This window comes from Streptomyces diacarni (genome assembly GCF_003323715.1).
In the GTDB taxonomy this organism is placed as follows: Bacteria; Actinomycetota; Actinomycetes; order Streptomycetales; family Streptomycetaceae; genus Streptomyces; species Streptomyces diacarni.
On the sequence record NZ_QOIN01000043.1, the window covers coordinates 278660 to 305658 of the forward strand.

Annotated in this window: 20 protein-coding genes and 2 pseudogenes; 7 read left to right on the top strand and 15 right to left on the bottom strand. The window is 75.0% G+C overall.

The window, feature by feature from the left end:
- Window positions 1–2: 2 nt before the first annotated feature.
- Both DTL70_RS15300 and DTL70_RS15305 read left to right on the top strand, forming a co-directional pair.
- Window positions 3–1916 carry an ABC transporter ATP-binding protein gene (locus DTL70_RS15300; RefSeq protein WP_114022461.1) on the top strand — a complete coding sequence of 638 codons (1914 nt, stop codon included), beginning with the start codon at window positions 3–5 and terminating at the stop codon, window positions 1914–1916.
- 112 nt (window positions 1917–2028) lie between these two features.
- Window positions 2029–4056: an ATP-binding cassette domain-containing protein gene (locus DTL70_RS15305; RefSeq protein ID WP_245979385.1), complete on the top strand. Its 2028-nt coding sequence runs from the start codon at window positions 2029–2031 to the stop codon at window positions 4054–4056.
- Window positions 4057–4122: 66 nt separating this feature from the next.
- Here the strand turns inward: DTL70_RS15305 and DTL70_RS15310 are convergent, their stop codons facing one another.
- From DTL70_RS15310 to DTL70_RS33555, 7 genes and pseudogenes are all read right to left on the bottom strand, one after another.
- On the bottom strand, window positions 4123–4749 hold the full coding sequence (locus DTL70_RS15310) for a response regulator transcription factor (protein WP_114022463.1): 627 nt from the start codon (window positions 4747–4749) through the stop codon (window positions 4123–4125).
- Between the two features lie 202 nt (window positions 4750–4951).
- Window positions 4952–6805 (bottom strand): complex I subunit 5 family protein, encoded by a 1854-nt coding sequence (locus DTL70_RS15315; protein ID WP_114022464.1) that lies wholly within the window; start codon window positions 6803–6805, stop codon window positions 4952–4954.
- Window positions 6802–7149: a sodium:proton antiporter gene (locus DTL70_RS15320; protein WP_114022465.1), complete on the bottom strand. Its 348-nt coding sequence runs from the start codon at window positions 7147–7149 to the stop codon at window positions 6802–6804. The genes DTL70_RS15315 and DTL70_RS15320 overlap by 4 nt, the downstream gene beginning before the upstream one ends.
- Window positions 7146–7987 (bottom strand): annotated as a pseudogene (locus tag DTL70_RS15325) (MnhB domain-containing protein). The gene DTL70_RS15320 and the pseudogene DTL70_RS15325 overlap by 4 nt, the downstream one beginning before the upstream one ends.
- Window positions 7984–8253, bottom strand: coding sequence for a DUF4040 domain-containing protein (locus DTL70_RS15330; protein WP_114022466.1), 270 nt, complete (start codon window positions 8251–8253; stop codon window positions 7984–7986). Before DTL70_RS15330 ends, DTL70_RS15325 begins: the two are co-directional and overlap by 4 nt.
- Entirely contained in the window at window positions 8243–8710 is a 468-nt protein-coding gene (locus DTL70_RS15335) for a monovalent cation/H+ antiporter complex subunit F (RefSeq protein ID WP_114022467.1), read from the bottom strand. Before DTL70_RS15335 ends, DTL70_RS15330 begins: the two co-directional genes overlap by 11 nt.
- Window positions 8707–8883 carry a hypothetical protein gene (locus DTL70_RS33555; protein ID WP_181860936.1) on the bottom strand — a complete coding sequence of 59 codons (177 nt, stop codon included), beginning with the start codon at window positions 8881–8883 and terminating at the stop codon, window positions 8707–8709. The genes DTL70_RS15335 and DTL70_RS33555 overlap by 4 nt, the downstream gene beginning before the upstream one ends.
- A 252-nt stretch (window positions 8884–9135) precedes the next feature.
- Here DTL70_RS33555 and DTL70_RS15340 point away from each other — a divergent pair, with 252 nt between their 5' ends.
- Complete coding sequence (locus DTL70_RS15340; protein WP_114022468.1) at window positions 9136–10530, top strand: cytochrome P450; 1395 nt, start codon at window positions 9136–9138, stop codon at window positions 10528–10530.
- Between the two features lie 104 nt (window positions 10531–10634).
- Here DTL70_RS15340 and DTL70_RS15345 read toward each other — a convergent pair whose 3' ends face one another.
- From DTL70_RS15345 to DTL70_RS15370, 6 genes and pseudogenes are all read right to left on the bottom strand, one after another.
- A complete protein-coding gene (locus DTL70_RS15345; protein WP_114022469.1) occupies window positions 10635–11246 on the bottom strand; it encodes a hypothetical protein in 612 nt (203 codons plus the stop codon).
- Window positions 11247–11343: 97 nt separating this feature from the next.
- Complete coding sequence (locus DTL70_RS15350; RefSeq protein ID WP_114022470.1) at window positions 11344–12018, bottom strand: HAD family hydrolase; 675 nt, start codon at window positions 12016–12018, stop codon at window positions 11344–11346.
- Between the two features lie 30 nt (window positions 12019–12048).
- A pseudogene (locus DTL70_RS34780) lies at window positions 12049–13538 on the bottom strand (aminotransferase class I/II-fold pyridoxal phosphate-dependent enzyme).
- A gap of 68 nt (window positions 13539–13606) precedes the next feature.
- Entirely contained in the window at window positions 13607–14638 is a 1032-nt protein-coding gene (ligD, locus tag DTL70_RS15360) for a non-homologous end-joining DNA ligase (RefSeq protein WP_114022591.1), read from the bottom strand.
- Complete coding sequence (locus tag DTL70_RS15365) at window positions 14635–15252, bottom strand: DNA polymerase ligase N-terminal domain-containing protein (protein WP_114022471.1); 618 nt, start codon at window positions 15250–15252, stop codon at window positions 14635–14637. The genes ligD and DTL70_RS15365 overlap by 4 nt, the downstream gene beginning before the upstream one ends.
- Window positions 15253–15380: 128 nt before the next feature.
- Window positions 15381–15932, bottom strand: a complete 552-nt coding sequence (locus DTL70_RS15370) for a hypothetical protein (protein ID WP_245979386.1) — start codon at window positions 15930–15932, stop codon at window positions 15381–15383.
- A 316-nt stretch (window positions 15933–16248) separates the two neighbouring features.
- Between DTL70_RS15370 and DTL70_RS15375 the strand changes: the two genes are divergently transcribed.
- A complete protein-coding gene (locus DTL70_RS15375) occupies window positions 16249–17355 on the top strand; it encodes an NUDIX domain-containing protein (protein WP_114022472.1) in 1107 nt (368 codons plus the stop codon).
- A gap of 17 nt (window positions 17356–17372) precedes the next feature.
- Here the strand turns inward: DTL70_RS15375 and DTL70_RS15380 are convergent, their stop codons facing one another.
- Window positions 17373–18167 carry a thioesterase II family protein gene (locus DTL70_RS15380; RefSeq protein ID WP_114022473.1) on the bottom strand — a complete coding sequence of 265 codons (795 nt, stop codon included), beginning with the start codon at window positions 18165–18167 and terminating at the stop codon, window positions 17373–17375.
- Window positions 18164–24037, bottom strand: a complete 5874-nt coding sequence (locus tag DTL70_RS15385) for a type I polyketide synthase (protein WP_181860937.1) — start codon at window positions 24035–24037, stop codon at window positions 18164–18166. The genes DTL70_RS15380 and DTL70_RS15385 overlap by 4 nt, the downstream gene beginning before the upstream one ends.
- A gap of 141 nt (window positions 24038–24178) precedes the next feature.
- Between DTL70_RS15385 and DTL70_RS15390 the strand changes: the two genes are divergently transcribed.
- The 3 genes from DTL70_RS15390 to DTL70_RS15400 all read left to right on the top strand — a co-directional run bounded on the left by DTL70_RS15390 (window position 24179) and on the right by DTL70_RS15400 (window position 26999).
- Window positions 24179–25135, top strand: coding sequence for a VOC family protein (locus tag DTL70_RS15390; protein WP_114022475.1), 957 nt, complete (start codon window positions 24179–24181; stop codon window positions 25133–25135).
- A 341-nt stretch (window positions 25136–25476) separates the two neighbouring features.
- Complete coding sequence (locus DTL70_RS15395; protein ID WP_114022476.1) at window positions 25477–26373, top strand: MBL fold metallo-hydrolase; 897 nt, start codon at window positions 25477–25479, stop codon at window positions 26371–26373.
- A 56-nt stretch (window positions 26374–26429) separates the two neighbouring features.
- Window positions 26430–26999: a hypothetical protein gene (locus DTL70_RS15400; RefSeq protein WP_114022477.1), complete on the top strand. Its 570-nt coding sequence runs from the start codon at window positions 26430–26432 to the stop codon at window positions 26997–26999.

A 26999-nucleotide genomic window follows, 5' to 3' on the forward strand; every position in this document is an offset into this window, starting at 1 on the left:
GGGTGACACACACACCCGGTGCTCCTGGGCGGGGTTCTGCCCCCGCCCAGGGGCACTCCCCTGTCTCCGGGCCGCGGGCCGCAGGGCGGCGCCCCGCGGCCGCCGGGCGCCCCGGCGGCCCGCACGCCCCGGCCGACCGGCTGCTGCTCGCCGAAGGGCGCCGTCACCGGTGGCGCACGGCGGCCCTCTTCCTGTCCGCGACAGCGGCGGCCGGCGCCTCACTGGCACTGCCCGCCGCGCTCGGACACACGCTCGACCTGCTGCTGACCAGTGCCGGGGTCGGAGCCGGCACGGGCCAGGGCGCGGCGAGCACCGGCTCGGGGAGCGCCGGCGTGGACGGCACGGTGGCGAGCGGCACGGGCGGCTGGCTCGCGGTCTGCGCCGCGCTCACCTGCGCGCTGGTCGTGCTGGACGCCGCCGAGACGGTCCTGACCGGCACGCTCAACTCCCGTACGACCGCCCGGCTGCGCTCCAGGATCGCCGGGCACCTGCTGGCCGTCTCCCCGCTGCGGGCCGGCCGCTTCTCCTCCGGGGACCTGGTGACCCGCTGCACGGGCAACGCCGCGCACGCGGGCACGGGCCCCGCCGGTGCCGCCTCCGCGCTGGCGGCGCTGGTCACCCCGGTGGGCGGTCTCGTCGCGCTGGCCCTGCTCGACCTGCGGCTCGCCGCCGTCTTCGCGGCGGGCACGCCGCTGCTCGTGCTGCTGCTGCGGGCGTTCTCCCGGACGTCCACGGCGTGTGTCACCCGCTACCAGGAAGCTCAGGCGCGGATCGCGGGGCGGCTCGTCGAGGCGCTGTCGGGGGCCCGCACCATCGCGGCGGCGGGCATCGAGCGCCGGGAACGCGCCCGCGTGCTGGAGCCGTTGGCCGAACTGTCCGAGCACGGGCACCGCACGTGGCGCGTCCAGGGGCGGGCCACCGCGCAGGCGGCGGTGCTGGTGCCGCTGCTCCAGATGGCCGTGGTGGCGGTCGGCGGTCTGCTGGTGGGCGAGGGGGAGCTGAGCGTGGGCGGGCTGGTCGCCGCCACGCGGTACGCGGCGCTCGCGGCGGGCGTGGGCACGCTGGTCGGACAGCTCAACGCGCTGGTACGCAGCCGCACGGCCGCCCTGCGACTGGCTCAGGTGCTGGCCGTACCCGAGCTGCGCGAGGGGCACCGCGTGCTGCCGGAGACCACCGCCAGGCCCTGCGGGGGCCGGCTCGAGTTGCGCGGTGTGCACGCCTCGTACGGGGACGAGCCGGTGCTGCGGGACGTGGACCTGGTGGTACCCGCCGGAGCCACCGTGGCAGTGGTCGGCCGCTCGGGTTCGGGCAAGTCGCTGCTGGCGGCGGTCGCGGGTCGGCTCGCCGAGCCGGACGCGGGGCGGGTGCTGCTGGACGGCGTCGACCTGGCCGACCTGGCCTCAGCGCAACTGCGGCGCGCCGTCGGTTTCGCGTTCGAGCGTCCCGTACTCTTCGGCGCGACGGTGGGCGAGGCCATCGCGGCGGGCGTCCCCGCCGGGCACGGGCCGCCGGAGGCGCGGGTGCGCCACGCGGCGGCCATGGCCTGCGCCGACGACTTCGTCCGCACCCTCCCCCACGGCTACGACACCCCGCGGGAAGAGGCGCCACTGTCCGGCGGAGAGGTGCAACGCGTCGGCCTGGCACGCGCGTTCGCCCAGGACACCCGTGTGCTGATTCTGGACGACGCCACCTCCAGCCTGGACACCGTGACGGAACTGAAGGTGACACGGGCGCTGACGCGTACGGGCGAGGGGGCAGGCACCCGGCTGGTCGTCGCGCACCGGGCCTCGACGGCCGCCCGCGCGGACCTGACCGCGTGGCTGGAGGGTGGCCGAATCCGTGCGGTCGCCCCCCACGGGCACTTGTGGAAGACGCCCGCCTACCGGGCGCTGTTCGGGAGCGGGGCCGATGAGTGACCCGCCGGAGCGGCCCACAGCGCCGCCGCCCGCACGCCGCGGAAGACACCGCCGCGACCCCGCACGGGTGCGAGGGACAGCGCGGCGAGCGGCACCGCCGCGACCGGGACTGGTGCGACCTGGACTGGTGCGTGCGGGGCTGCGCTTCCTGCGGCGCCGGCCGGCAGCGCTGTGGGCGCTGGCGGGCTGGTCGGTGCTGGAGGCGGCCCACACCTTCGCGCTGGGCTTCGCGCTGGCCCGCGCGCTGGACGCGGGTTTCCTCGCGGGACGCCCCGCCACCGGACTGTGGTGGCTGGCCGCCGCGGGACTCGGGCTGCTGGTGGGAGCGCTGGGCACGGCGCGGGTCTACCGCCAGGTGGCCGCGCTGGCCGAGCCGCTGCGCGACACGCTGGTGCGCCGCGTGGTGGAACGCGGCCTGTGCGAGGCGGTCACGGCCACGGTCGCACCGGGGCGCGGAAGCGGCGACGCCGGTACCTCTTCCGTCTCCCGGCTCACCCACCAGGTAGAGATCGCCCGGGACAGCTTCGCGGGCGTGGTCATGGTCTCCCGCTCCTTCGCCGTCAGCCTCGCCGGGACGCTCGCGGGCCTGGCGGCACTGGCGCCCCCACTGCTGCTGGTCGTCCTGCCACCGCTGGCCGCGGGCCTGGCCGTTTTCGCGGTGACACTGCGCCCACTGGCCCGGCGGCAGCGGGACTTCCTGGTGGCCGACGAGGAACTGGCCACCGAGGCGGGAACCGCGGTGCGTGCGCTGCGGGACGTGGCCGCCTGCGGCGCGCGGCAGGCGGTGCGAGGGGCGCTGCGCCGACGCGTCGACGCCGAACGGCGCGCCGCCGACGCGCTCGCGTACTGGGGAATCGCCCGGGCGGTGGCGCTGGGGCTGGGCGGGCGACTGCCCCTCGTGCTGCTGCTGGCGCTCGCCCCCTGGCTGCTGCGCCAGGGGGTGAGCGCCGGGGAACTGGCGGGCGCGCTCACCTACCTGACCCAGGCTCTGCTGCCCGCGCTGCAAGGCCTGGTGCACGGGCTGGGCGGCGCCGGGGCCCGGCTCACCGTGGTGATCGGCCGCCTGCTCCCGGGGGCGCCCGAACCTGCGATGCCGGAGCCCGTGGCGCCGGGCCCTTCGGCACCGAAACCTGTAGCGCCGGTCCCCGCGGTGCCGGACCCCGCGGCGGCCAGGGCGTCGGCACCCGACGCATCAGCACACCGACCGCCCGCGCTGACGGAGCACGGTGCGCACGCGGGCCCCGGTGGCGCCCGCCGCCCGCCGCGCGGCGCGTCAGCGGCGCACCGCCCCTCGCGGGTACCGGTCCCGCGTGGCTTCGGCGGAGCGCCGCCACCCGCGCTGGTGCTGCGCGATGTCTCCTTCGCGTACGGTCCGGCGGCGCGGCCGGTGCTGTGCGGGCTCGATCTGGAGGTACCGGCGGGCGGTCACCTGGCGGTCGTCGGCCCCAGCGGCGCGGGGAAGTCCACCCTCGCGCTGCTGGTCGCCGGGCTGTTGCGGCCCTCGTACGGGGAGGTGCGGCTGTCCGGCAGGACGGCGACGGCGACGGCGACGGCGACGGCGACGGCGACGGCGACAGGGTCCGCCGACGGCGTGCTGCCCGTGGAGCAGCGCGTGTTGATCCCGCAGGAGTCCTACGTCTTCACCGGGAGTGTGCGGGAGAACCTCTCGTGCCTGCTGCCGGGGCACTGCCCGCCGCTGCCGGACGCGGCGCTCTCGTCCGCCGTGGAGGCGGTGGGCGCCCAGGCGCTGGTCCGGCGGCTCGGTGGCCTGGCGGGGCAGGTGGAGGCGGCGGCGCTCTCCGCCGGGGAGCGGCAGCAGGTGGCGCTGGCACGTGCCTACCTCTCCCCTGCGCCGCTGGCCGTTCTCGACGAGGCGGGCAGCCAGTTGGACCCGGCCGCCGAGGAGCGCGCCGAGTCGGCCTTCGCCCAGCGGGGCGGCACGCTGGTGGTGATCGCGCACCGGATCAGTTCGGCCTTGCGGGCCGACCGGGTGCTGGTGCTGGACGGCTCCCGCACCCGCTGCGGCACCCACCGCGAACTGCTGGCGTGCTCTCCGCTCTACCGCGACCTGACCGCCGGCTGGGCCCCGCACCCGCTCGCCGCCGAGCGGCAGGCCGCGGGTGAGGAACGCACGGGGTAGGGCGGGGCAGCCGCGCGCTCTTGGACGACGTGCACGGCGGCCGGGGAGGGAGCGCTCTGGCGTGCGTCAGAGCCAGCCGGCGCCCTGGGAGATGCGGATGGCGTCCACGCGGTTGCGGGCGCCTGTCTTGCGGGTGATGGCGGACATGTAGTTGCGCACGGTGCCGGCCGAGAGTCCCAGTCGGCGCGCTATCTCGGTGATGCCGGCCCCCTCGGCCGCCGCCGAGAGGACGGTCAGTTCGCGTGCGCTGAGCGGTACTTCGGAGGCGCGCAGTACCGTGCCGGCCAGCGCGTTGTCGACGAAGCGCTCTCCCGCGGCGACCCGCCGGATGCCCGCCACCAGCTGTTCGGGCAGTGCGTCCTTGCACACGAAGCCGCGCGCTCCCGCGTCCAGTGCCCGGCGCAGCGCTCCGGGGCAGTGCTGGCTGACGAGTACCAGCAGGCGGCGCGGCACCTGACGCCCGGAACCTAAGGGGTCGTGCGGTGTGCGGGCGGGGCCGGCCAGTTCGTGGAGCGGCAGGCGTCCTGTCACGTCGGCGTCCGCGACGCACACGTCGGCCCTCAGTGCGCGCGCGGAGCGTGTCGCCTCCTTCCCCGGCACGGCTTCGATCTCCATGTCGGGTTCCGATCCGACCAGAGCCGCCAGCCCGCATCTGAGGATGCGTACATCGTGTACCAGCAGTACCCGGATCACTATGAGTCCCCCTAAGTGCCTGATAGCCGCATGACAGGCGCAGCTCCATACATACAAGCTCATCGCAGGGGAGAGACGAGGAGTTTTGGCCACACATCGAAACCGCGCGTACGCAGTGTGTTATGGGGGCGCGCAAAGGGGGCGCATGCGCGGAGGCCTCACCACCCGGTGGAGTGTCCGCCCGTGCGCCCGTGGTTGCGGCTCACCACACCAGCGCGGCCAGCAGGGTCAGCCCCGCGACCGCGCAGGCGACGTAGTCGCCGGCATGTCCTGAGTGCAGCCGCCGCAGCGGCAGCGACCAGCCAGGCCGCACGCCGCTGGGCACGGTCCGCAGGGCCCCCCAGGCCCCGGCTGCGGCGAGCGCGGCCGACGCAAGGCCCAGCGCGACGCCCGCCGGTGACCAGTGCGGCACCGGGGAGTGCGGCAGATGCTGCTCGGTGGCGTGCAGGACCGTCATGGCGTAGCCGCTGTGGTCGGTGAAGCTGTCGGCGGCCCGGCTGACGGCGGACCACAGCGGCGGCACGCAGCCGACCGCCAGCCCCGCGGCGAGCAGCGCGGCGGCGGCGGCGAACATGGTGTCGGGCGCCCTGGTCACCCTCTCCCTGGTCTCCTCGGGCTCGTCGGCGCCGGTGGTCTCCGCGTCCTCGTGCGCTTCCGCGCCGTCCTGTCGGTGACGTCCCGTGGCGTGCGGGCGGTCCTCGTCGGCGGGCGGCGAGCCGAGCCCGAAGAAGACGCCGCCCGCGACGCGCAGCACCGCCCCTCCGGTGGCGGCGGAGACGGCCACGAAGAGCACGGTCGGCCACCCGCCCGCCGCCTCCTCCGAGAGCGCCTTGCCCAGCCCGGTGCCGAAGGGCGGGAGCCCGGCGAGAGCCAGCCCGCCGACGGTGAACAGGACGCCCACAGGGCGCAGCCGGGTGCCCCTGCCGTGCAGTTCCTGTTCGTCGACGCTCCCGAACCTGTCCACCAGGATCCCCGCGCACGCGAACAGCGCGGCCTTGACCCCGGCGTGTCCGAGGACGTACAGCGCGGTGCCCGAGACGGCTTCGGGCGTGAGGACGGCCAGCGCGACGAGGAAGAGTCCGGTGTGCGCGATGGTGGAGAAGGCCAGCAGCCGTTTGACGTGCCGTTGCAGCCAGCACAGCAGCGCGCCCGTGACGGCGGTCAGCACGCCCAGCGCCAGCAGCGCACGGTGCACGGCCTCCTCGGGCAGCGCGCCGCTGCCCGCGAAGACCGTCCAGTACAGCCGTGCCACACCGTAGACGCCCAACTGCACCATCACGCCTGACAGCAGCATGCACACCGGGGTGGGTGCCACGGTGTGCGCGTCCGGCAGCCAGAAGTGGAAGGGCACGGCGGCCGCCTTGACGAGGAAGCCCGTCGCCACCAGGACGAACGCCACTTTCACCAGCGCCCCCGACCTCTCGCCGCCGGCGTCCAGGTGCTGCCCGATCTGGGCGAGCCCGAGCTGTCCCGTGTGCGCGTAGAGCAGTCCGACGCCCAGCAGGATGGCGTAGCCGCCCAGGGAGTTGAGGAATCCGAAGGTGAGTGCGCCCTGGACCGCGCGGGCCTCTTCGACGCGGTACCCGGTCAGCGCGTAGGCGACGACGCCCATCAGTTCGAAGAAGACGAAGGCGTTGAACAGGTCCCCGGTCAGGGTGAAGCCGCACATCGCCGCCTGGAACGCGAGGATCAGCGCGGGAAAGGCGCCGGTCTGGTGGGAAGGCGGATCGTCGAAGAACCGCCAGGAGTAGATCAGCGCGGTGACCACCAGCACGGAGACCAGCGCGGTAAGGCCGAGCCCGATGCCGTCCCCCACCAGCACGATGCCCACCCCGGCACCGTCCCGTGGCCGCCGGCCGCCCACCCACTCCACGGGCGTGGCACCGTCGGCGGTGGCCACCAGCACGCCCACGGCGAGTGCGGCGGCGGCGCCGGCGACGACGGCGGCGAAGACGTCGGCGACGTAGCGGGGCAGCCACCGTCCCGTCGCCACCAGGACGGCCGCGCCGAGCAGCGGCCCTGCGACCAGCACGGGCAGTGCCTGCGCCGCCGTCATCCGCGCAGCTCCCGCAACTCGTCCGGGTCGACCGTGCCGTGCCGCTTGGAGACCTGCACGACCAGCGCCAGCAGCAGCGCCGTGAGAGTCGCGCCGACGACGACGTCGGTGAGGGTGAGGGCCTGCACCACCGGATCGACGACGGGGCGCGAGCCCGGCCGGATGTCGGAGAAGACGGGCGCGGTACCGCCGTGCCGGTAGCCGACGGCCAGCAGCAGCACGTAGGTGGAGGCCTGGCAGACGGCGAGCGACCCCACGGCGTGGATGAGGTTCCTGCTGGTGGCCAGCCCGTAGCAGCCGACCAGGAACAGCCACCCGGCCACCAGGTACGGCAGAACGCTCACCGCCGGCCCCCTTCGCTCCCCGGCGCGCTCTTTTGACCCTGCGGCGTGCGCCCCTCGCTCGTCCGGCCGCTCGCCCCGCCCTGCGGCGTGTGCCCCTGGTCCTGCGAGCCGTCCGCGGACTCGATCACGATGGCCTGGTCGAGGAACTGCGCCAGCAACACCACGACAGCGGCGGCGACCTCGACGCCGACGGCGGCGTTGAGGAGCGGCACCGTGCCCCCGGAGGCGAGCGTGCCGGTGGTGCCGTACGGAAGGACGTTGCGCAAGAAGGCGGCCCCGGACAGCAGTGCGCCCAGCCCGACCAGCAGGTAGCCGGCCTCCCCTGCCGCGTCGGCGAGGGTGAACAGCGCGACCGAGCGCACCCGTCGCAGCGCCCGGTAGTCGATGGCGATGTAGAGCAGGTGCAGCGCGGTCGCGGCCACCACGCCGCCCTGGAACCCGCCACCGGGGCTGACCTGCCCGTGCGCGACGACGTAGAGCCCCGTCAGCAGCGTGAGCGGCAGCACCGCCAGCGCGTAACGGCGCACCGGTGCGGGCACGGGCGCCGCCTGGGGCTCGACGCGGTGCTCGTCGCGGGCCGTGCGCAGGATGACGACCGTGCCGAGGGTCGCCCCGAAGAGGATGGCCTGCTCCCCCAGGGTGTCGAAGGCCCGCTGGTCGAAGTTGACGGAGGCGACGGTGTTGGAGGTGTGCCGGCCGAGCGCGGCCTCGACGGCGTGCCGCCCGTAGGGGTGGAAGGAGCCGCCGAAGGCGGGAAGTTGGAGGAAGCGGCGCCCAGCAGCGCGGCCAGCCCGAGAAGGCCGGCGGCCAGGACCGCCATCCGCACGCGCGGGCTCACTCGTGCTCCTCCCGCCGTTCGCTGCGCGCTTTGCGCCGCACCTTGCGTACGGACAGCAGCACCATCAGCGGGGTGAGCGCGGTGCCCACGGCCAGCTGGGACAGTGCCACGTCGGGGGCCTGGAGCACGGCGAACAGCAGGGCGAGCGCCAGCCCGAGCCCCGCCAGGACGGCGGCCTGACGCACCGGGTCGCGGGCCAGGACCGCGGCCGTCCCCGCGACGGCGACCAGCAGCAGCGCCACCACGACGGGCAGGTCACCGCCCATCGGAGCCACCCCCTCCCGGCGGGGTCGTCAACGCCCGGGTGCACAGGGCGCTGCCCGCCACCAGAAGGCACCCGATGAACAGGAGTTTCAGCGTGGTCCTTCCGGGGGTGGCCGCCACGCACACCGGCAGCACCACCGCGGGCACGGGCGCCACACCGAGCACGGTCATCGTCCGGGTCACCAGGGGGCGCGGCCTGCTGGCCCGCAACTCCTCGCCCAGCAGCCGCTCGTAGACCAGTGTGCCGACGGGACCGAGCACGGCCAGCACGAGCGCCATGTCCGTGTAGGAGGGACGTGCGTAGCCCTGCGAGAGGAGCAGCATGACGAGGGCGGCGAGCACGGTGGCGAGGTTCTGCGCCAGGACGCGCCTGCGGACGGGGCCCGTGCAGATGCCCAGCAGGGCGGGCAGGAAACCGACGAGGAGCAGTGCGCAGGCCGCGGCGAGCCAGCCGTTCACCGCCGCACCGCCGCCCTGCGGGCTGCCCGCCCGCCGTAGGCGGCGAGGAGGGCCGCGCCCGCGCCGACACCACACTCCAGGGTGTCGACCGTCTGGATGAGGACCAGCCACAGCCCGGCCAGCGCCACCCACCAGGCGCCCAGCTCCAGGGCCGCCGTCAGCCGACGCGCCATCAGGCCGCCTCCCCTCGCCCAACGAAGCACACGCGGACGGAACGGGTCAGTGGGTACCACCACTCGCCCGGCACGAAACGCCAGCGCGCGCGGCGGGGAAAGGAGCGGATCCGCACCCCGCACCCAGCGGCCCCCGCGCGTCGTTTCCCCTCGTGACCTGCGGGTACCGCGACGCTTTGGGGAATCCCCACGCGAGGACGACGCCCCCGTAAGCCGCCGGAGCGTCCGGCGCGCCGACGAGCGGAGTGACAGATGCGACTGACCGACGCCCTCTCCACCACGCCGGGTCCCCGGGACGCGCCCGGCAGGGAGCTGCCGCCGCTGAGCGCCCGTCAGGCGGCCGGGGTGGTAGGCGATGTGCTGCTGCCCGTGGTGGCGGGCGGAGTGATCGTGCGCAGGCCGCGCGCCATGTCGCTGCTGGAACGGACCGGCTGGGACCGGCGGGGCGTGGAGCGGATGCGCGCGCTGCGGGCCCTGCACGGCTCCGGTCCGCTGCCGCTGACGGTGCGCGCCCGTGCGTACGCGATGGTGCTGGACCCCGGCGACGCGGAACGCGTCCTCGCCGGCACTCCGGACCCGTTCAGCCCGGCGACGGTGGAGAAACGCGGCTCCCTGGCGCAGTTCCAGCCGCACGGGGTGCTCATCTCAGGGGGGCGCGAGCGCGCCGAGCGACGGGACTTCGTCGAGCAGGTGCTGGAGACGCCGGAGCCACTGCACGACCTGGCGGGGCCGCTGACCGGCGTCATCCGCGAGGAGGCGGCGCAGCTGCTGGCCCAGGGCGAGCGGTCGGGCGAACTGCGCTGGGAGGACTTCGACGCCGCCTGGTGGCGCACGGTGCGCCGGATCGTGCTGGGCGACGCCGCCCGGGACGACACGACGCTCACGGCGCAACTGGGCACGCTGCGCTCGGCCGCCAACTGGTCGCTGGCCGGACCGCGCCGCAAGCGGCTGCGCAGCGCCTTCCTCGCCCGGGTGCGCTCCTACGTCGCCCGCGCGGAGCCCGGCAGCCTCGCCGAGCGGGTCGCCGGCACCCCGGCTGCGTCGGGTACCGACCGGGCGGGCCAGATCCCGCACTGGCTGTTCGCCTACGACGCGGCCGGCATGGCGGCGGCGCGGGCACTGGCGCTGCTGGCCACCCACCCGCGCGAGGGCGAGCAGGCGCGCGCCGAGGCGCTCGGCGGCACACCCGCCGCGCCGCGCGAGCTGCCCTACCTGCGCGGCTGCGCCCTGGAGTCGGTACGGCTGTGGCCGACCACGCCGCTGATCCTGCGGGAGAGCACCACCGAGACCTCGTGGGAGGGCGGCACCGTGCCGGCCGGCACGGTCTTCGCGCTCTACACGCCCTACCTGCACCGCGCCGATCCCGCCGGCCCGTACGCCGACAGCTTCGCGCCCCGCCAGTGGACGGAGGAGACCGGGCGGCAGGCCCGCGCCAACCCGGCGCTCGTCCCGTTCAGTTCGGGCCCCGCCGGCTGCCCAGGCGAGAACCTGGTGCTGTTCACGGTCAGCACCCTGCTGGCCGCGCTGCTGGAAGGGCACGGCTACACCCTCGCCTCCCACCCCGGACTGCGGCCCGCGGCTCCGGTGCCCGCCACCCTCGACCACTTCGCGCTGCGCTTCCGTGTGCATCCGGTGAGCGCGGACTGAACCGAGCCGGGCGCTGCCGTCCGTACCGCGACAGCACGGTAGAGGGCGGGACCCCGCGGGCCCCGCCCTCTACCGTCGTCCGGCCCGTGGCCCGTGGCCCGCGGTCAGACCTCGTCCTCGTCCCTGGTCCGCATGGCGTCCTCCTCGGCGGCGAGACCGCCGTCGCCGGCCTGGCGTCCGTAGACGTCCTGGCGGCGGGGCGGGGTCGCCTCGGGGTCGTTGCGCAGGTCTCCCGAGGCTTCGTCGGGCGGCCCGGACACGGCCTCCCGTTCGGAGACCTCGGGCTGCTCCTCGGCGAGCCGCTCGTCGAGGGACTCGCCCTCGCGGATCTCGGCGGGGGTGGGGGCGGAGAGGGTGACGGCCGTGGGCTCGTCACCGGGCACGGCCTCCTGCTGCGGGTCGCTGGCCCGCTGCTGTTCGGGGGTGCCGTCCTGCAGGTCGGGAATGCCCTGCTGCTCGGGGTCCGCGCCCGGGTCACCCGGCTCGGCGTACTCCTCGTCGGCCTCCGCCTGGGGCGTCAGGAACGAGGTGTCGAAGCCGCCGGTGTCCTGGCCAGGCCCGCGGGGCGGCGGGTCGGACTCCACGGGCGGGTTCCACTGCCCGCGATCGGCGCGGTCGCCCGGAAGCCGGCCCTCGGCGGGCCCCGCGCCCATCTCGGCGGCGTCCTCGGTGGTGACGCCCTCCTCCGCGGGGATGTCCCTGCCGTCTCCGGTCATGGTGACCTCCTCTCGTTCGGATGCTCCGGGTACCCACCACCGGCGGCGGCTACGCGGGACGATCCCGCAGGTCGGGCCGGAGACCGGGGCCCGGCCCTCAGCTCTCGCGCTCCAGTCGCGCGTAGGCGCTCTCGTCCAGCCGGGTGAGCAGGTCGGCGGGGCCCTCGTAGATCTCCTGGGCGCCCGACTCCTCCAGATCGGCGCGGGGGATGCCGCCCGACAGGACGCCGAGCGCGGTGACCCCGGCGCGGGAGGCGGCCCGCATGTCCCACACGGAGTCGCCGATGAACACGGTCTGCTCACGGGCGGCGCCGACCAGGTCCCTGGCGTGTTCGACCGGTTCCGGGGCGGGTTTGCCCCGCTCGACGTCGGCGGCGCTGGCGATGTGGGCGATGAGCTCGTCCACGTCCAGGGCCCGGCGCATCGCGGCCAGCTCCCCGCCGACCGCCGAGGTGACGAGCACGAGCTGCCAGCCGCGGTCGTGCAGGGCGTGCAGCAGCTCACGGGCGCCCTCCAAAGCGCCGAGCCGCTCGTGGCAGGTCGCGAAGAGGGTCTTGTGGGCGGCGCTGATCACCTCGTCCTGGCCGCTGTCCCGGCCCTCGCCCAGCACGTGTGCGAGCAGGTCTTGGCCGCCCAGTCCGATGGCCCGGTGCAGCGTGGCGGTCGGCACCTTGTGCCCCGCCTGGCGCAGCGCCTCCCACCAGGCGTGGACGTGCAGGTAGGTGGTGTCGGTGAGGGTGCCGTCGACGTCGAAGAGCGCGGCGCGGGGCATGGCGGGCTCCTTGGGGTGGGCGGATGCCTGTCACGGCAGGCGGGGGGTGTGCGGCGGGTCGTCGGCGACCACGCGGACGGTGTTCAGGTCGGGCGCCGCCGCGTCGGGCACGTTCATTCCGGCCTCCACGCCGGTGCGCAGGTAGTCCAGAACGGTCCGGGTCAGCCGCTCCCCCGGCAGCGCGGTGGGGATACCCGGCGGATACGGGGTGATCATCTCGGCGGCGATCCGGCCCTCCGCCTCCTGAACCGGCACGTCCTCGTGCGCGCCGAAGTAGGCGTCACGCGGCAGGCACGTCTGTTCCATCCGCAGGTCGGCGGGGCTGCGCAGGCACACGGTCGGCGCGGCGGGGAACTCGTCGGCCCGGGCGACCAGCTCGCCGACGGCGTCCAGCAGCGCTCCCGTGGTGTGCCGGTCGTCGGCGTGGGTCAGTTGCGTGTTGATCCGGCGGTGATCGCTGACGTGCACGTCGAGGTGCCGGTGCGCGCGCAGCCAGTCGGCGGCCTGGTAGCCGGTGAACGGCAGCTGTGCGAGGTCGATGACGACCGGCAGCGGGTCCAGGTCGGCGGCCGGCCCCTGTCCGACGAAATCGGCCCTGTCGTTGACGTGGAGCCCGTCGATGGCCTCCAGGCGCTGCCTGACGTCGGCGGCGAGGTCCAGCGCGTGGCCCAGCAGCCGGTCGCCGTGCTGCACCATCTGGCGGCGCCAGCCGTCCAGACCCGCGTAGATGAGCACGTTGGGGCTCGTGGTGCCCAGCAGGTCGGCGCGCTGAGCCAGCGTCAGCGGGTCGATGTAGGGGCCTTGCAGATGGAAGACGGAGCCCTGCTCCAGGCCGCTGCCCATCTTGTGGATGCTGGTCACGCACACGTCGGCGCCCGCGTCCATGGCCCAGGTCGGCAGGTCGCCGTGGAAGGGCAGATGGGCGCCCCACGCCTCGTCGACGAGGAGCGGGCGGCCCCTGCTGTGGCAGACGTCGGCGATCGCTCGCAGCCCTGCGCAGGTGCCGTACGGGGTGGGACTGGTGACCAGGGCGCCGCGGGCGTCCGGGTGCTCCGCGAAGGCCGCCTCGAACGCCTCGGCGGGCGGCGCGTGCGCCAGCAGCCGCTCCTCGTCCCACTGCGGCTCCACCCACACCGGACGGATGCCCGAGAGCACGAGACCGGAGACGACGGACTTGTGGGCGTCCCTGCCGACCAGCAGTTTCTCGTGCGGCCCCGCGACCGTGAGCATCGCGGACTTCACCGACAGCGAGCTGCCGCAGGTGGAGAAGAAGGTGTGCTCCGCGTGCACCGCGTCCGCCATCAGCCGCTCGGCCTTCACCAGGACCGACGCGCGGGTACGCCGGTCGTCCAGCCCTCCGGAGGCCAGCACGTCGCCGTGGAAGACGGCGTCGCCCAGCACCTCGCGGACGCGCGGGTCGGCGCCCCGCGCCTGTTTGTGTCCCGGCGGACTGAACGGCAACTCCCCGCGTCCCGGTAGCGGGCCAGTGCCTCCAGCACCGGTGCGGCATCGTGATCCATGGCTCCCGTAGTGCCCGCACAGGCCCGAACGGAACCCGTCGTCCGCCGCCGGGGCCGGTGCGGGGTGGTCAGGCCCGGGGTCCGCCCCGTTCACGCGGCGTCTCGCGGACGACGTCCTCGGGCCTCTTGTCGTCACGCAGGCCCAGGAACCGGGGGTGGCGCAGCATGCCGTCGCGGGTCCACTCGGTGAAGCCGATCTGCGCCACGAGGCGGGGCTCGACCCAGTGCGCACCGCGCTCGCGGACCGGATCGGCGAACGGGGAGCGAGGCGCCCGGAGCTGGTCGAGGCCGCGCCGCAGGGTCAGCAGCGTCCGCCGGTCGTAGCCGGTGCCGACCTTGCCCGCGTAGCGCAGCGCGCCGTCCGCGTAGTAGCCGAGCAGCAGCGCCCCGAAGCCCACCCGGCTCCCGGCCGGCTCGGTGAAACCGCCGATGACCAGCTCCTGACCGCCCGCGCACTTGAGCTTGAGCCAGTCGGAGGACCTGCGGGGCTGGTAGCGGCCGTCCGCGCGTTTGGCGATCAGCCCCTCCCAGCCCTTGGCGCAGGCCTCCTCCAGCAGCTGCTGCCCGCCCTCGTTGCGGTGCGGCGTGAAGCGCAGCGGTGCCCGGAAGTCGAGCGCGGCCCGCAGCAGCGACTTGCGGGTACGCAGCGGGAGCCTGGTGAGGTCCGTGCCGTCGAGACGCAGCAGATCGAAGACGTAGTAGGTGACGGCGACGCCGCTGGCCCTGGCCTGCCGCTCGGTACTCAGCTGCATGCGCTGCTGGAGCCGGGAGAAGTCGGTACGGCCGCCGGCGAAGGCGACGATCTCGCCGTCGACGGTGAAGTCGGCCCGGCTCTGGGCCGCCAGGGCCTCCACGATCTCGGGGTAGGTGACGTTCACGCGCCGCCCGCTGCGGGACAGCAGCCGCTCGCCGCCGTCTTCCCGGACGGCGAGCGCCCGCACACCGTCGAGCTTGCGTTCGAAGACCCAGCCGCCGGCGGAGAAATCGCGCCGGTCGCTGAGCTCGGCCCGCATGGGCTGCTCCGCCAGCCGGCCGCCCGACGGCGCCTTCCTGAGCAGCGCGCGCTGCTCCTGCGGCAGCGTGTCGAGCAGACCGCTCACCGCCTGCCGCCCTCGCGGGTCCACCGCTCGGCCGGCTCCTCGCGCACCTGCTTGAGGGTGCGGTCGCTCAGCGCGGAGCGGACCCGCCAGGGGTCGGGCGTACCGCGCGAGGAGGCGTGGCTGTCGCTCTTCTTGACCAGCAGCCACGCCTCGCGCTCCCCGTCCTCGCCGCTGCGGAAGCGGGAGAGCGCCCAGTCGCCGCGCAGCTTGCCGCCGTGCATCCGAAACGAGATGTGGCCCTTGGCCAAGGCCTTGCCGAAGTCGCGGGACAGGGGCTCGTAGGTGCCCTCGTCCCAGACGATGACGGGGCCCGCACCGTACTCGCCGCGCGGGATGACGCCCTCGAAGGTGCGGTAGTCCAGCGGATGGTCCTCTGTGGGCATCGCCAGCCGCTTGTCATGCGGGTTCATGGACGGGCCCTTGGGCACCGACCAGGACTTGAGCACGCCGTCCCACTCCAGCCGGAAGTCGAAGTGCAGGCTCGTCGCGTCGTGGATCTGCACCACGTAGCGGGGCTCCTCGCCACCGCCCGCACGCTCGCCCTCGGGTTCCTCCGTGCGGTCGAACCGCCGCTTGCGCCGGTATGTCCCCAAGCCGTCGTCGTCGCCACTCACGCCCGGTCCTTCCCGGCCACCACCGCCCCGGCCATGGCCTTCTCGCACCTGCCGCGTTCCCCTCGCCGAGCGGACGACACCGCACGCCGCACTCCGTTCGACGCCGGACCGCCGGACGGGGGTGGACGTCAGTGGACCGGGCCGAGCTGGCTGGCCCAGGGGATCAGCGGATAGCTGAGCGGGGGCGGACGCACGCCGCCAGGGCCGATGACGTGGCTGCCGATCCGGCCACCGAGGTGGACGAGCCGCCCGTCGTCCTCCCTGAAGTGCACGGCACCGTCCCCGCGCTGCACGGCCGCCACCGCTTCCGTCAGGAAGCCCAGTTCGCCGGTGTCACGGTCCGACCACTCGTACGCGCTCCACATGTACTGGTCCACCCACAGGGTGGCGACGTCCTCGAGATAGACCGCGATCATGGTCGAGGCGCTGCCGGGGCCGACGAGGACGCAGAACTCGTCCGTCACGATCGGCGAGAGCGGGTAGCCCGGCACGGCACGGGCGGCCTCGGTGAAGATCTGCACGACCGGGTGCGCGGTGCGGGGCTCGGCGGCACCGAGAGGGGACGCGTCCTGATGCCGCCCGTGCACGGCGCCACCGGGACGCACGTGGATGTGCGGAAGACGCGCGGTCCGGTCGCACGGCAACTCCTCGCCCACGTGTTCGCTCAGCTGCTCACTCACCGTCGCGTCCCCTCATAGTCCGGTCGTTCGCTGGGTCGTTCGCTGCGCTGTCTCCGCAGGTCCGGCGGTCCGCCGGTACCGAACGGCTCCGCCGCCCTCGACGGTATGCCCGATATGCCGGGTTGGCAGCCCGGAGCGCGCGAGCCGGTGACACCGCACGCCTCGGCCACGCACCAGGAACCCTCACCCGAGGGGGAAACGGCCGCGTTCCGCCACGTGAGCGGGCGTACCCCCGTGGGCGGCGGCCGAGTTGCACCGGAGGGGGAGGCGCGCGGGTGACCGCTCGCCGTCAGCACCGGACACAAGGAGGCCCCGTATGACATCGACGCCCCGCACACCCGCCGCCCCGGCGCCTCGGGAAGACCGCGCCGTCCCGGAACCCCGCGGAGCCGAGGCGGCGCGTCCGGCTGCGGTGCCCGCCGCTGACCCGACGCCCGGCCCGGACGCGGAGCTGGCCGCCTACCTCGCCTCGCACCCCTCCCCCGCCGCCGCGGTCGACGCGGTCATCCGGGACGAGCGGGGACGGCTGCTGATCGTCGATCCCGTCTACAAGGCGGGCTGGGACCTGCCCGGCGGCATGGTGGACGACGAAGGCCTGGTGGACGGCCTGGTCAGGGAACTGCGCGAGGAGCTGTGCCCGTCCGGGCTCCGCGTCGGCCGCCTGCTGGCCGTCGACAACGTGCCCGCCACCGCGTACGGCAGGGCCCTGACCGCCTGCGTATACGCCGTTCACCTGCCGCACCCGGTGGCCGCCGAGGACCTGCGGCTCCAGCGGGACGAACTGCGCGCAGCCGCGTTCCTCCCCGAGCGGGAGGCGCTGACCCGGCTCCCCGAACGGCTGCGGCGGCGTACGGCTGCCGCGCTGGCCGCCGAGCGCGGAGCCGCGACGGCCCACCTGGTGGACGGGCATCCGGCGCCCCTGGACGAACGGGACCGCAGGGCACTGCTGCCGGGACCCGTCGTCGCAGCGGCGGCCCTGGTGACGGACCGGAGCGGCCGGATCCTGGTGGTCACGGGCACGGGAACCAGCACCGGCACCGGCCCCCTGGAAGCGGAGGAAGCATGGGCGGGGCGGGAGGGCGGCCCAGGGCCCGGGTGCCCGTACCGGCTGCCCGGCACGTTGGTGGCGGCCACCGAGACGCCCGAAGAGGGCGCGGCACGGGCGTTGGCGCGGCACGCGGGAGAGGGCGGACACACGGTCGGCCGGCTGCTGGCCGTCGACAGCGCCCGCTGCCCCGCGGGCGGCCGCGCCCTGGTGGCGCACCTCTTCGCGGCCCGAGCGGCACGGGAACCGTCCCCGGCCACGGCGCGCTGGCTCTCGCCGGGCGAGGCCGTCGCGGCGGTACCCGCGCACGAGGCCAGGCTGCTCTCGGCGGCCCTCGCACCCGGCACACCCGCCCCGCCCTCCCTCCCGGAAGGCTGACCTCGCCGGCGCGGTTGCTAGCCGAGTGCCGCGCGCAGGACGGCGACCAGCTCGTCGGTGCGTTCGCCCACGAAGAAGTGGTCGCCCGGCACGGGGCGGAAGGTGAAGGGCCCTTCGGTGAGGTCCTGCCAGGCGCGCATGGCGCGGGGCGGCAGCGAGGTGTCCGCGAGTCCGGCCAGTGCCGTGACCGGGCAGCGCAGCCGGGGCCCGTCCGCCGGTGCGTACGTCTCCACGAGGGTGAAGTCGGCGCGCAGTGCGGCGGCCGCCAGCGCGACGGCGGCCGGGTCGTCGAAGAGTTCCACGGGCACCTGCCCGTACAGGCCCAGTGTGGTCATGAACGCCGCCCGGGGCAGGTCGTGCACCGGCTCGCGCTCGAGCGGCAGGTGCGGCGGGCGCTGCGCGGCGACGGTCAGTCCGAGCGGCACCCGCCCCGCGGCCTCCAGCCTGCGGGCGGCCTCGTAGGCGACCAGCGCTCCCAAGCTGTGCCCGAACAGCGCGTAGCCCGCCTCCGCCTCCGCCGCCAGCTCTACCAGCACCGGCAGCAGCTCCGCCATCAGCCCTTCCATGGTGGTGTGGGCCGCTTCCGTGGCCCTGCCCTCCCTGCCGGGCAGCTGCACGGGCACCACCTCGACGTCCGCGGCGAGCAGCCGCTGCCACGTGCGGTAGGCCGACGCTCCCTGACCGGCGCACGGGAAGCACAGCAGTCGGGCGCGTGCCCGGCGGCCGTTTCCGGGTTCCGGTGCCGGGGCGGCGGCGGGCGGCGGGAAGGGCAGCCACGGATCGGTGCCCGGCGCCGGGGTGGTCTGGCTCATGCGGTGATGATCCCTGCGATGGCGCGTACGGTCGGGTTCTCGATGAGGGTGGCGATCGGCAGTTCGGTGTCGAACTCCCGGCGCACGCGGGCGGCGAGCTGGACGCCGACGAGCGAGTTGCCGCCGAGCGCGAAGAAGTCGTCGTCCATGCCGATGTCGTCGATGCCCAGCGCGTCGGACCACAGCTTCGCCAGTCGTTCGTGGGTGCTCGCCGGTGCGCCGTCCGCTCCGGACCGTGCGGCACCCCCGGCGGCCGGGGCAGCCGGCTCACCGGTGTGCTCGGGCGCCTGTCCGGCGTGCGCGATCACGTTCTGGGTGAGTGCCTCGACGGCGCGCAGCCGCTGCCCGATGCCTTCGGGGACGACGACGATCTGCGGCCCGAGCCGGTCGCCGAGGATGTGCCAGAGCGCCCTGATGCCCTCTTCGGGGCGGATGGCGAACGCGCCGCCGATGCCCGACCCGGCGGACGGACCGGCCTGTGGGCCGGTGGACGCCCGCTCGGGCGGTGCCTCGGCGGACGGCACGGCGGAAGCGGCCCGCTCGGGTACCGGCGCGGTGCTCGCGCGCGTCGCCAGGCTGTCGCGGAACGCGCCCGGATCCCAGATCCGGACCGTGTAGCCGGTCACGTCCACCACCTCGCGGCCTTCCGCATCCGTGAGGGTGAGGTCGAAGGTCACCATCGTGCGGTGAGCGCCGCGCCGCCGTGTGTACACGTGCACGACCGGCGGAAGCGGGCCGCGCAGTGTGACGCCGCTGACGGTGAACGGCAGATAACTCTCCCCCGTGGGCCCGAGCTCCGGCAGGTAGACCGCGTTGGAGGTCGCGGCGTCGAACAGCGCGGGGTGCAGCGGATAGTCGGCCAGCTCCGCGAGGTACGCCTCGGGCATCTCGATCCGTGCGAGCGCCGAGGAGCCGTCGCGCCGCAGTTCGGCGATGTTGGTCCAGCGCGGCCCGAAGTCGATGAGCCCCGGCTCGGGTTCGTACGGCTCGGTGTCGGGCTTGACGACGGGGAAGCACTCGCGCAGCACCTCCAGGTCGTGCACGTGCGCCGGGCTCTTGGGCGCAGCGCGGACGTGCCCTGTGGCATGCTCCGTCCACTCCTCCTCGTCGTCGCGGCGGCTGGCCACGGTGAAGCGGTAGCCGTCCCGTTCCGGGTCGAGGGCCGTGCGCAGGGTCGTCGGCGCGGTGAGCGTGAGGACGGACAGGAAGGTGACGTCGCTCAGCAGGAGCGGTACCGGCGCCACCGGGTCGCCCGCCAGCGCCTCAGCCCCTGCGGCCCGTGCCATCTCCAGGTACGCCGTCGCGGGCCACACGGGTGTGCCCGCGACACGGTGTTCCCGGGAGACCCAGTGGCTCTCCCCGTCCACCACGGTGCGATAGGCGATACGGTCGTCACCGCCTGAACCGGTGACGACCCGTTGGCCGAGCAGCGGGTGGGTCCCGGACCCGAGCCCGGAACCCGGACCGGAGCGATCCCCGGCCTCGGGACCCGAACCGCGGCGATCCCCGGCCTCGGGACCCGAACCGCGGCGATCCCCGGCCTCGGGACCCGAACCGCGGCGATCCCCGGCCTCGGGGCCTGAACCGGGCCGATCCCCGGCCCCCGCGGCCAGCGCCCCCGCTCGCACCGTGGTGTCGCCGGCCTGGAGTGCGCGGAAGGCGGCCGGGGCCAGGGCGTCCGCCTTGGCCGCCATGCCGATCTCTGCCCAGGCGTCCCAGTTGACGGAGACGGTGAAGCCGGGGCCTTCGGCCGCGCGGGCGTGCGCGTAGGCGTCCATGAAGGCGTTGGCCGCGGCGTAGTCCGTCTGTCCGAGGTTCCCGGCGACCGAGGTGATGGAGGAGAAGAGCACCATCAGCTCCGCCCGCTCCCCCAGCAGCCGGTCCAGTACGAGGGTGCCCCGCACCTTCGCGGCCATGACGCGTTCGGCCTCGGCGCGGCTCTTGAGGGCGAGCAGGCCGCCGCCGGGAACGCCCGCGGTGTGGAAGACGCCGTCGATGGTGCCGAACGCGTCCTCGGCCTGTTCCACGACGGCGCGCATCGCCGGCTCGTCCGTCACGTCGGCGCGGCACACCAGTACCTCGGCGCCGTATCCCTCGACGCGCCGCAGCATGCGCACCGTCTCCCGCACCCCGGGTGCGGTCCCGGCGCCGCGCTCGCCGTCGCCGTCGGAGAAGGCAGCGGAGGCGGAGGAGGAGGCGGCGATCTCGTCCCACTCCTCGCGGGGCGGGAAGGCGGAGCGGGAGGTGAGGACGAGGCGGGCGCGTACCGCCTTGGCGAGTCCTTCGGCGACGGTCAGTCCGATACCGCCGAGCCCGCCGGTGATCAGGTAGGTGCCGCGTTCCCGCAGGGGGCCCGCGGCTCCGCGGACGCGCGGTTCGGGCACGGACGTGTAGGAGAGCAGCCAGCGGCGGCGGCCGCGCAGAGCGATCCAGCGGTCGCCGCAGGCGGCGAACGCGGGCGCGGCGCCGCCCGGCCTGGCCAGCTCCTCCAACAGGCCGGCGGTGTGGCGCTGTTCGGCCAGGTCGAGGCAGCGGACGGCGATGTCGGGCAGCTCTTTGGCCAGGACGTCGCAGACACCGGTCACCGCGGCGCGGGCGGGCTCGACCGGTTCGGCGCCGGTGACGGCGCGCAGCCGGGAGCCGGCCACGTCCCAGCGCATGGGCGCGAGTGCGGTGGTGCGCTCGGCGTACGCCTGGGCGAGGAAGAGCACGCTGAAGAAGCCGAGGTCCAGCCAGCCGCCGACGTCGCCGGTCCGGTAGGTCTCGTCGGGTGGGCCGAACAGCCAGCCGTGCAGGACGCGTTCCGGCGTCAGGCCGTCGGCGGCCAGGGCGTCCGCCAGTGCGTCGTAGTCCTCGCGCGCTCCGGGGCGCACCAGGTAGCGGCTGCCGGTCAGCCGCTCGAACGACGCGCCGGGTTCGACCGTGACGACCTGGCCGCCCGCGCGGCGCAGCGCCGAGACCGCCTCGTCGAGGCCCTCGCCTCTGCGGAAGACCAGCCAGGTGCGGGCCAGGGAGGCGGTGGCGGGTGCGGGGGCGCTCTCCTCCCGCCACGCGGGCCGGAAGAGGGCGCGTTCGATCGGGCGGCGCCCCTCGTCCGGCTCCGGTGGCCGCGCGTCGGCGGCTGCGGGGATCGCCGGTTTCTCGCCGGGGTCGAGCCAGTGCTCGGTGCGCTGGAAGGGGTAGGTGGGCAGCGGGACGCGGTGCCACTCGCCGCCCCGGTAGGCGTCCCAGTCGATCTCCGCGCCGGCGGCCCACAGTGTGCCCGTCGCGCGGGCCAGGCGGCGCGGTCCTTCCACGGTGCCCTGCGGGGAGGGCATGGTCGGTACCACGGTGCGGTTCCGCTGCCCGGCGGCGAGGGCCTGTGCGCGGGTCAGTCCGGTGAGCACCTGCCCGGGTCCCGCCTCGGCGAACAGGAGTTCGTCGTCGTCGAGCAGCAGCGCGACGGCGGGCGCGAAGCGGACGGGGGCGCGCAGGTGCCGCGTCCAGTAGGCGGGGTCGAGTGCCTGCTCGTCGGTGATCCAGGTGCCGGTGACGTTGGAGAGGAACGGCAGCGTGGGGCGGTGGAGTTCCACCTTCGCCACCTCGGCGGCGAAGGGTTCGCAAGCGGGCTCCATCATCGCCGAGTGGAAGGCGTGCGAGGTGTGCAGCCGCTGTCCGGCCACACCGCGCTCGGCGAGGGCCGCCTCTACGGCGTCCACCGCGGCGTCGGGCCCCGAGACGACCGTGAGGCGGGCGCCGTTGTACGCGGCGATGTCGGCGCCCTCGACCCGCGGGAGGTCCTCGGCGGCCAGCGGCACGGCCAGCATGCTGCCGCCGGGCAGTTCCTGCACCAGCGCACCGCGCCGCACCACCAGCCGCAGCGCGTCGGCGGGTGAGAAGACCCCGGCGAGGCAGGCCGCGACGTACTCGCCGACGCTGTGCCCCGCCATCGCGCTCGCGCGCAGCCCCCAGGAGGCCAGCAGCCGCGCCATGGCGTACTCGACGGTGAACAGTGCGGGCTGCGCCAGGGCGGTGCGGGTCAGGCGGGCGGCCGCGGCCGGCTCGTCGGCGGCGAACATCACCTCGGTGAGGTCGGCGTCCAGCAGCGGCCGCGCGAGCCGTGCGCACGCGTCGACGGCCTCGCGGAAGACGCTCTCCTGCTCGTAGAGCCGCTGCCCCATGCCCAGGTGCTGCGAGCCCTGGCCGGGGAAGAGCAGGGCCACGGGCGCGCCGTCGGCGGGTGCGGGAGCGGCGTCGGTGGGGGCGGCGCGCAGGGCTTTCGCAGCGCCGTCCTCGCCGGGGACGACGGCGGCCCGGTGCCGCAGGTGCGGACGGCCGCGGGAGAGTGTGGCGGCGACATCGTGGAGGTCACAGCGGGGATCGGCTTCCAGCGCGTCGGCGAGGCGGCCGGTGGCGGCGGCGAGCGCGTCGGGGGTCCGGGCGGAGACGGTCAGCAGCGCGGGGCGCCCGGAGGAGGGGCGGCGGGACTCCGGTGGCGGGGGCGGCTGTTCGACGACGGCGTGGGCGTTGGTGCCGCCGACGCCGAAGGAGCTCACCGCGGCGAGCCGCACGTCGTGGTGCGCCGGCCAGCCGGTCAGGGCGGTGTTGACGTGGAAGGGACCGCTCTCGAAGTCGATGGCCGGGTGCGGCCTGCGGTGGTTGATGCTCGGCGGGATGCGGCCGCATCCGAGGGCGAGGACGGCCTTGATGAGCCCCACGACGCCCGCGGCGGGCCCGAGGTGGCCGATGTTGCCCTTCACGGAGCCGATCGGGATGTCGGCGACGCCGGTGTGGCCGAGGTCGCGGTAGGCACGCGTGAGCGCGTTGACCTCGATGGGGTCGCCGACGCGGGTGCCGGTGCCGTGGGCCTCGACGTAGCCGATGCGCGCCGGGTCGATCCCGCTCTCGCTCATCACCCGCCTGATGAGCCGGGCCTGCCCCTCGACGCTGGGTGCGGTGAAGCCGGCCTTGAGGTTGCCGTCGTTGTTGATGGCCGACGCGCGGATGACGGCGTGTACGTGGTCGCCGTCGCGCACCGCGTCGGCGTACCGCTTGAGGACGACGGTACCGACGCCGGTGCCGAAGATGGTGCCGTCGGCGTCGGCGTCGAAGGGGCGCACCCGGCCGGTGAGGGAGAACATGCCGCCCTCGGCCGCGTGGTAGCCGGTGATCCGGGGCAGCTCGACCTGGACGCCGCCGGCGACGGCCGCGTCGCACTCGCCGGTGCGCAGCGCCCGGCAGGCGGTGTGCACGGCGACCAGCGAGGTGGAGCAGGCGGTCGCCACGTTGACGCTCGGCCCGGTCAGGCCGAGGTGGTGGGAGACGGCGGTGGTGAGGTAGTCGGCGGCGTTGGCGACCATCACGCCGACCTCGCCGAGGAACGCGGACGCCTCCGGGTGCGCGGCCACGTTCCACTCGCGGTAGAGGTTGGGCGCGCCGCCGCCGTAGACACCGACCACGCCGGGGACGTGGAAGGGGTCGTATCCCGCGTGTTCCAGCGCGGTGTAGGCGGACTCCAGGAAGAGCCGGTGCTGGGGGTCGCGGACCTGGGCCTCGCGGGGTGTCAGACCGAAGAAGCGGGCGTCGAATCCGGCCACGTCGTCGAGGACCGGTTTCGCCCTTACGTAGTGCGGATCGGCCAGGGCGGAGTCCGGGATTCCGGCGGCGCGCAGCTCCTCGGCGTCGAAGCGGGTGACCGACTCGACGCCGCCCGCGAGGTTCGTCCAGAAGACGTCGGGCCCGTCGCTGCCCGGGACCCGCAGCGCCATGCCCACCACCGCGACGGCGTCCGGATCGTGCGGTCGCGTACCTGCCTGCGAAGCGGGGCCGCGCTCGTCGGCCTGCCGGTCCCCGGGCTCGCGGGCGGTCCCCCGCGGGTTCGTCCTGTGCACCGTACGGCCCCTTCCCCGATGATCTCGCATCCTCCGCCGCGACCAACTCGCGCGTCAATGCGTACAGTTCGACAATGACGTACGGCGGGGGCGCGTTCCGCTTTCCGCCCGCGCCCCCGCGGACGAGGGAGGAGACAGCCGGTGCCCGAACCCGTGTCCTATCCGGCGGGAGCTCTGTGCTGGGCCGATCTGCGGACGGCCGATCCGGTGGCCGCCGAACACTTCTACGCGGCGGTGCTGGGCTGGTCCTACCTGCGCACGGGGCCGGCCTACGACCACTACGGATACGCCACCTGGCAGCGGCACATGGTGGCCGGTATCGCACGCTCGGACACCGGCGAACGGTCCGGTGCCGCAGAGGCATCCGATGCCGGGAAGGCGTCCGGTGCCGGGGAGTCGTCCGGTGCCGGGGAGGGGGGCGACGGTGGCGCGGAGGCGAACTGGATCGTCTCGTTCGCCACCCGGAGCGCCGACGCCCTCGCGGACCGCGTGGCGGCGGCCGGCGGCGAGGTGCGCCACGGGCCCGAGGACTTCGGGGTGCTCGGCCGCACCGTCGCCGCCGTGGACCCGGAGGGGGCGCACGTCGGCTTCTGGCAGGCCCGCGCGCACCTGGGCGCAGGCCTGTTCGGGGAACCGTCCGCGCTGTGCTGGGCGGAGCTGGCGGTGCGCGACACCGGCAGGGCCGACCGGTTCTACGAGGCCGTACTGGGGGTGCACGTCACCGCCCACGACGCCGCGGGCGAGGAGCACTACGCCGCCTTCCGGCTGCCGGACGAGAGCGCCGGGCACACGGAGGGCGCCAGCGGGACGCCCGCCGGGAGCGGCCCGGGCATCGCACCCGGTGCGCCCGGCGAGGCGGTCGCGGGGCGCACCGTGCTGGCGGCAGGGCGACCCGGCGCCGAGCCGTTCTGGATGCCCTACTTCGGGGCGCGCGACGCCCCGCGCACCGTCGATGTCGCGCGGCGGGAGGGCGCCACTGTGCTGTACGAGGGGGCGAACGGCCAGGGCCGCGACGTGGCCGTGCTCCGCGACCCGCAGGGCGCCGTGTTCGCCGTACTGGAAATCCCCGGCACCCCGGCCCGGCCGGGCACCGTCTGAGCCGCAACGGCTGGAGCACGACTCGGAATGCGCACGCCCTCAGCCTGTCGCGGCCCGTCGCCGAGCACATGGGGTGCGCGCGCTGCGCTTCGACGTCGACATGTCGCGCAGCGGGGCCGCCAGGCTGCTGGAGGACTCCGTGCGCGTCGGCGGTACGCCGCTGGAGCCCTCGCGGGACTACCGGGTGACGGCCAACGGCTTTCCCACGCCGCCCGGCCGGGAGCGGTCCCGCCGACCGGCGGTCTTCCACTCCCGACCGGGCCTGAGGTGTGCTGGGGGCACGCAAGGACGTACGGGTGCGTACGCACGGTGCCCACGCGTGCGCCCAGGAGGGAGCCCCCATGGAGACGACAGCGCCCACCGGGCAGACCGGTTGGTACGTGGACGACAGGTGCACCGACTGCGACGTGGCACGCCAGCTCGCCCCGGACCTCATCGCCCAGGGCGAGGGCCGTTCCGAGGTCGTGCGCCAGCCGCGCGACGACGGCGAGGCACGGCAGCTGCTGGCCGCCGCGCTCGCCTGCCACACGCGCTCGATCCGCCCCGCCGGCGGACGCCTCGACCCGGCGGTGCCCGACCCCTTCCCGCTCGCGCTGGATCCTGACGTCCTGCTGTGCGGCCACAACTCCACGCACACCGCGGGCGCCAACGCCTATCTGCTGCGGCGCCCTTCCGGCACGTGGATGATGGTGGACACGCCCCGCTTCAGCGAACGGCTGGCCGAACGCTACGAGGAACTGGGCCGCTTCACCGACGTACTGCTCACCCACAGGGACCACGCGGCGCACGGCCGCGACTGGGCCGACCGGCTCGGGGCGCGGCTGTGGATACACGAGGGCGACCTGGACGCCGCCCCCGACGCGGACCAGGTGCTGCGCGGCACCGACCCGGCGGACGTCGCGGAGGGGGTCCGCGTCTACCCGCTGCCGGGACACACCCGCGGCAGCGTCCTGTACATCGCCGACGAGCGCTACTGCTTCAGCGGGGACAGCTTCTACTGGGCGCGGACCCTCCAGGACATCGAGGTGGCGCAGAGCGTGACCTGGTATTCGATCGAGGAACTGGCCACCTCGCTCGCCAGGACGGTGGACGCGCTGCGCTTCGAGTGGCTGCTGCCGGGGCACGGCGGCCGCACACAGCTGCCGGCGTCCGAAATGGCCCGGCGGATGAAGCAGTTGGCCGACCGCGTGCGGGGGATGAGCCCGCGGCCCGTCGACTTCACCGCACTACGCTGGTAGCGCCCGCGGCACGTCCGGCGGCGGGTCCGCCGTACGCCGCGAGGAGCCACACCCCCATGACCGCTGTGAGAACCGCACGCCTGGTCACCGACGTCCTGCAACCCCGCAACACGCTCCTGGCGGGGCTGACCGGGCTGGGGGTCGCCGCCGCGGGTGACTGGACGGGCGTGCCGTGGGGGCTGTTCGCCGCCCTGTGCGCGGGCGTCGTCCCGGCCTCGTACATCGACTGGGAGCGGCGGCGCGGTACCTGGGGCGACCGGCACGTGGTGGATCGCGGGCAGCGGCTCCCGATCTTCCTGGTGATTCTCGGCTCCGTGGGGCTGGGCGCGCTGGTGATGCTGCTGGGCCGGGCCCCCGTCGACCTGTTGGTCGCCATGGTGGCCATGTGGGCGATGACCGTGTGCCTGATGACGGTGAACGCGGGGTGGAAGATCAGCGTGGACGCGGCCGTGGCCTCTGGCGTGGTGGCGATGCTGGCGGTGGTGCACTCGCCCTGGTGGCTGGCGGCCTACGCGGTGGTGGCGGCCGTGTGCTGGTCGCGGATAGCGCTGACATACCACACGGTGGCGCAGACGGTGGCCGGTGCGGCGCTCGGCGGGATGACGTCGAGCGCCTGGCTGTGGTGA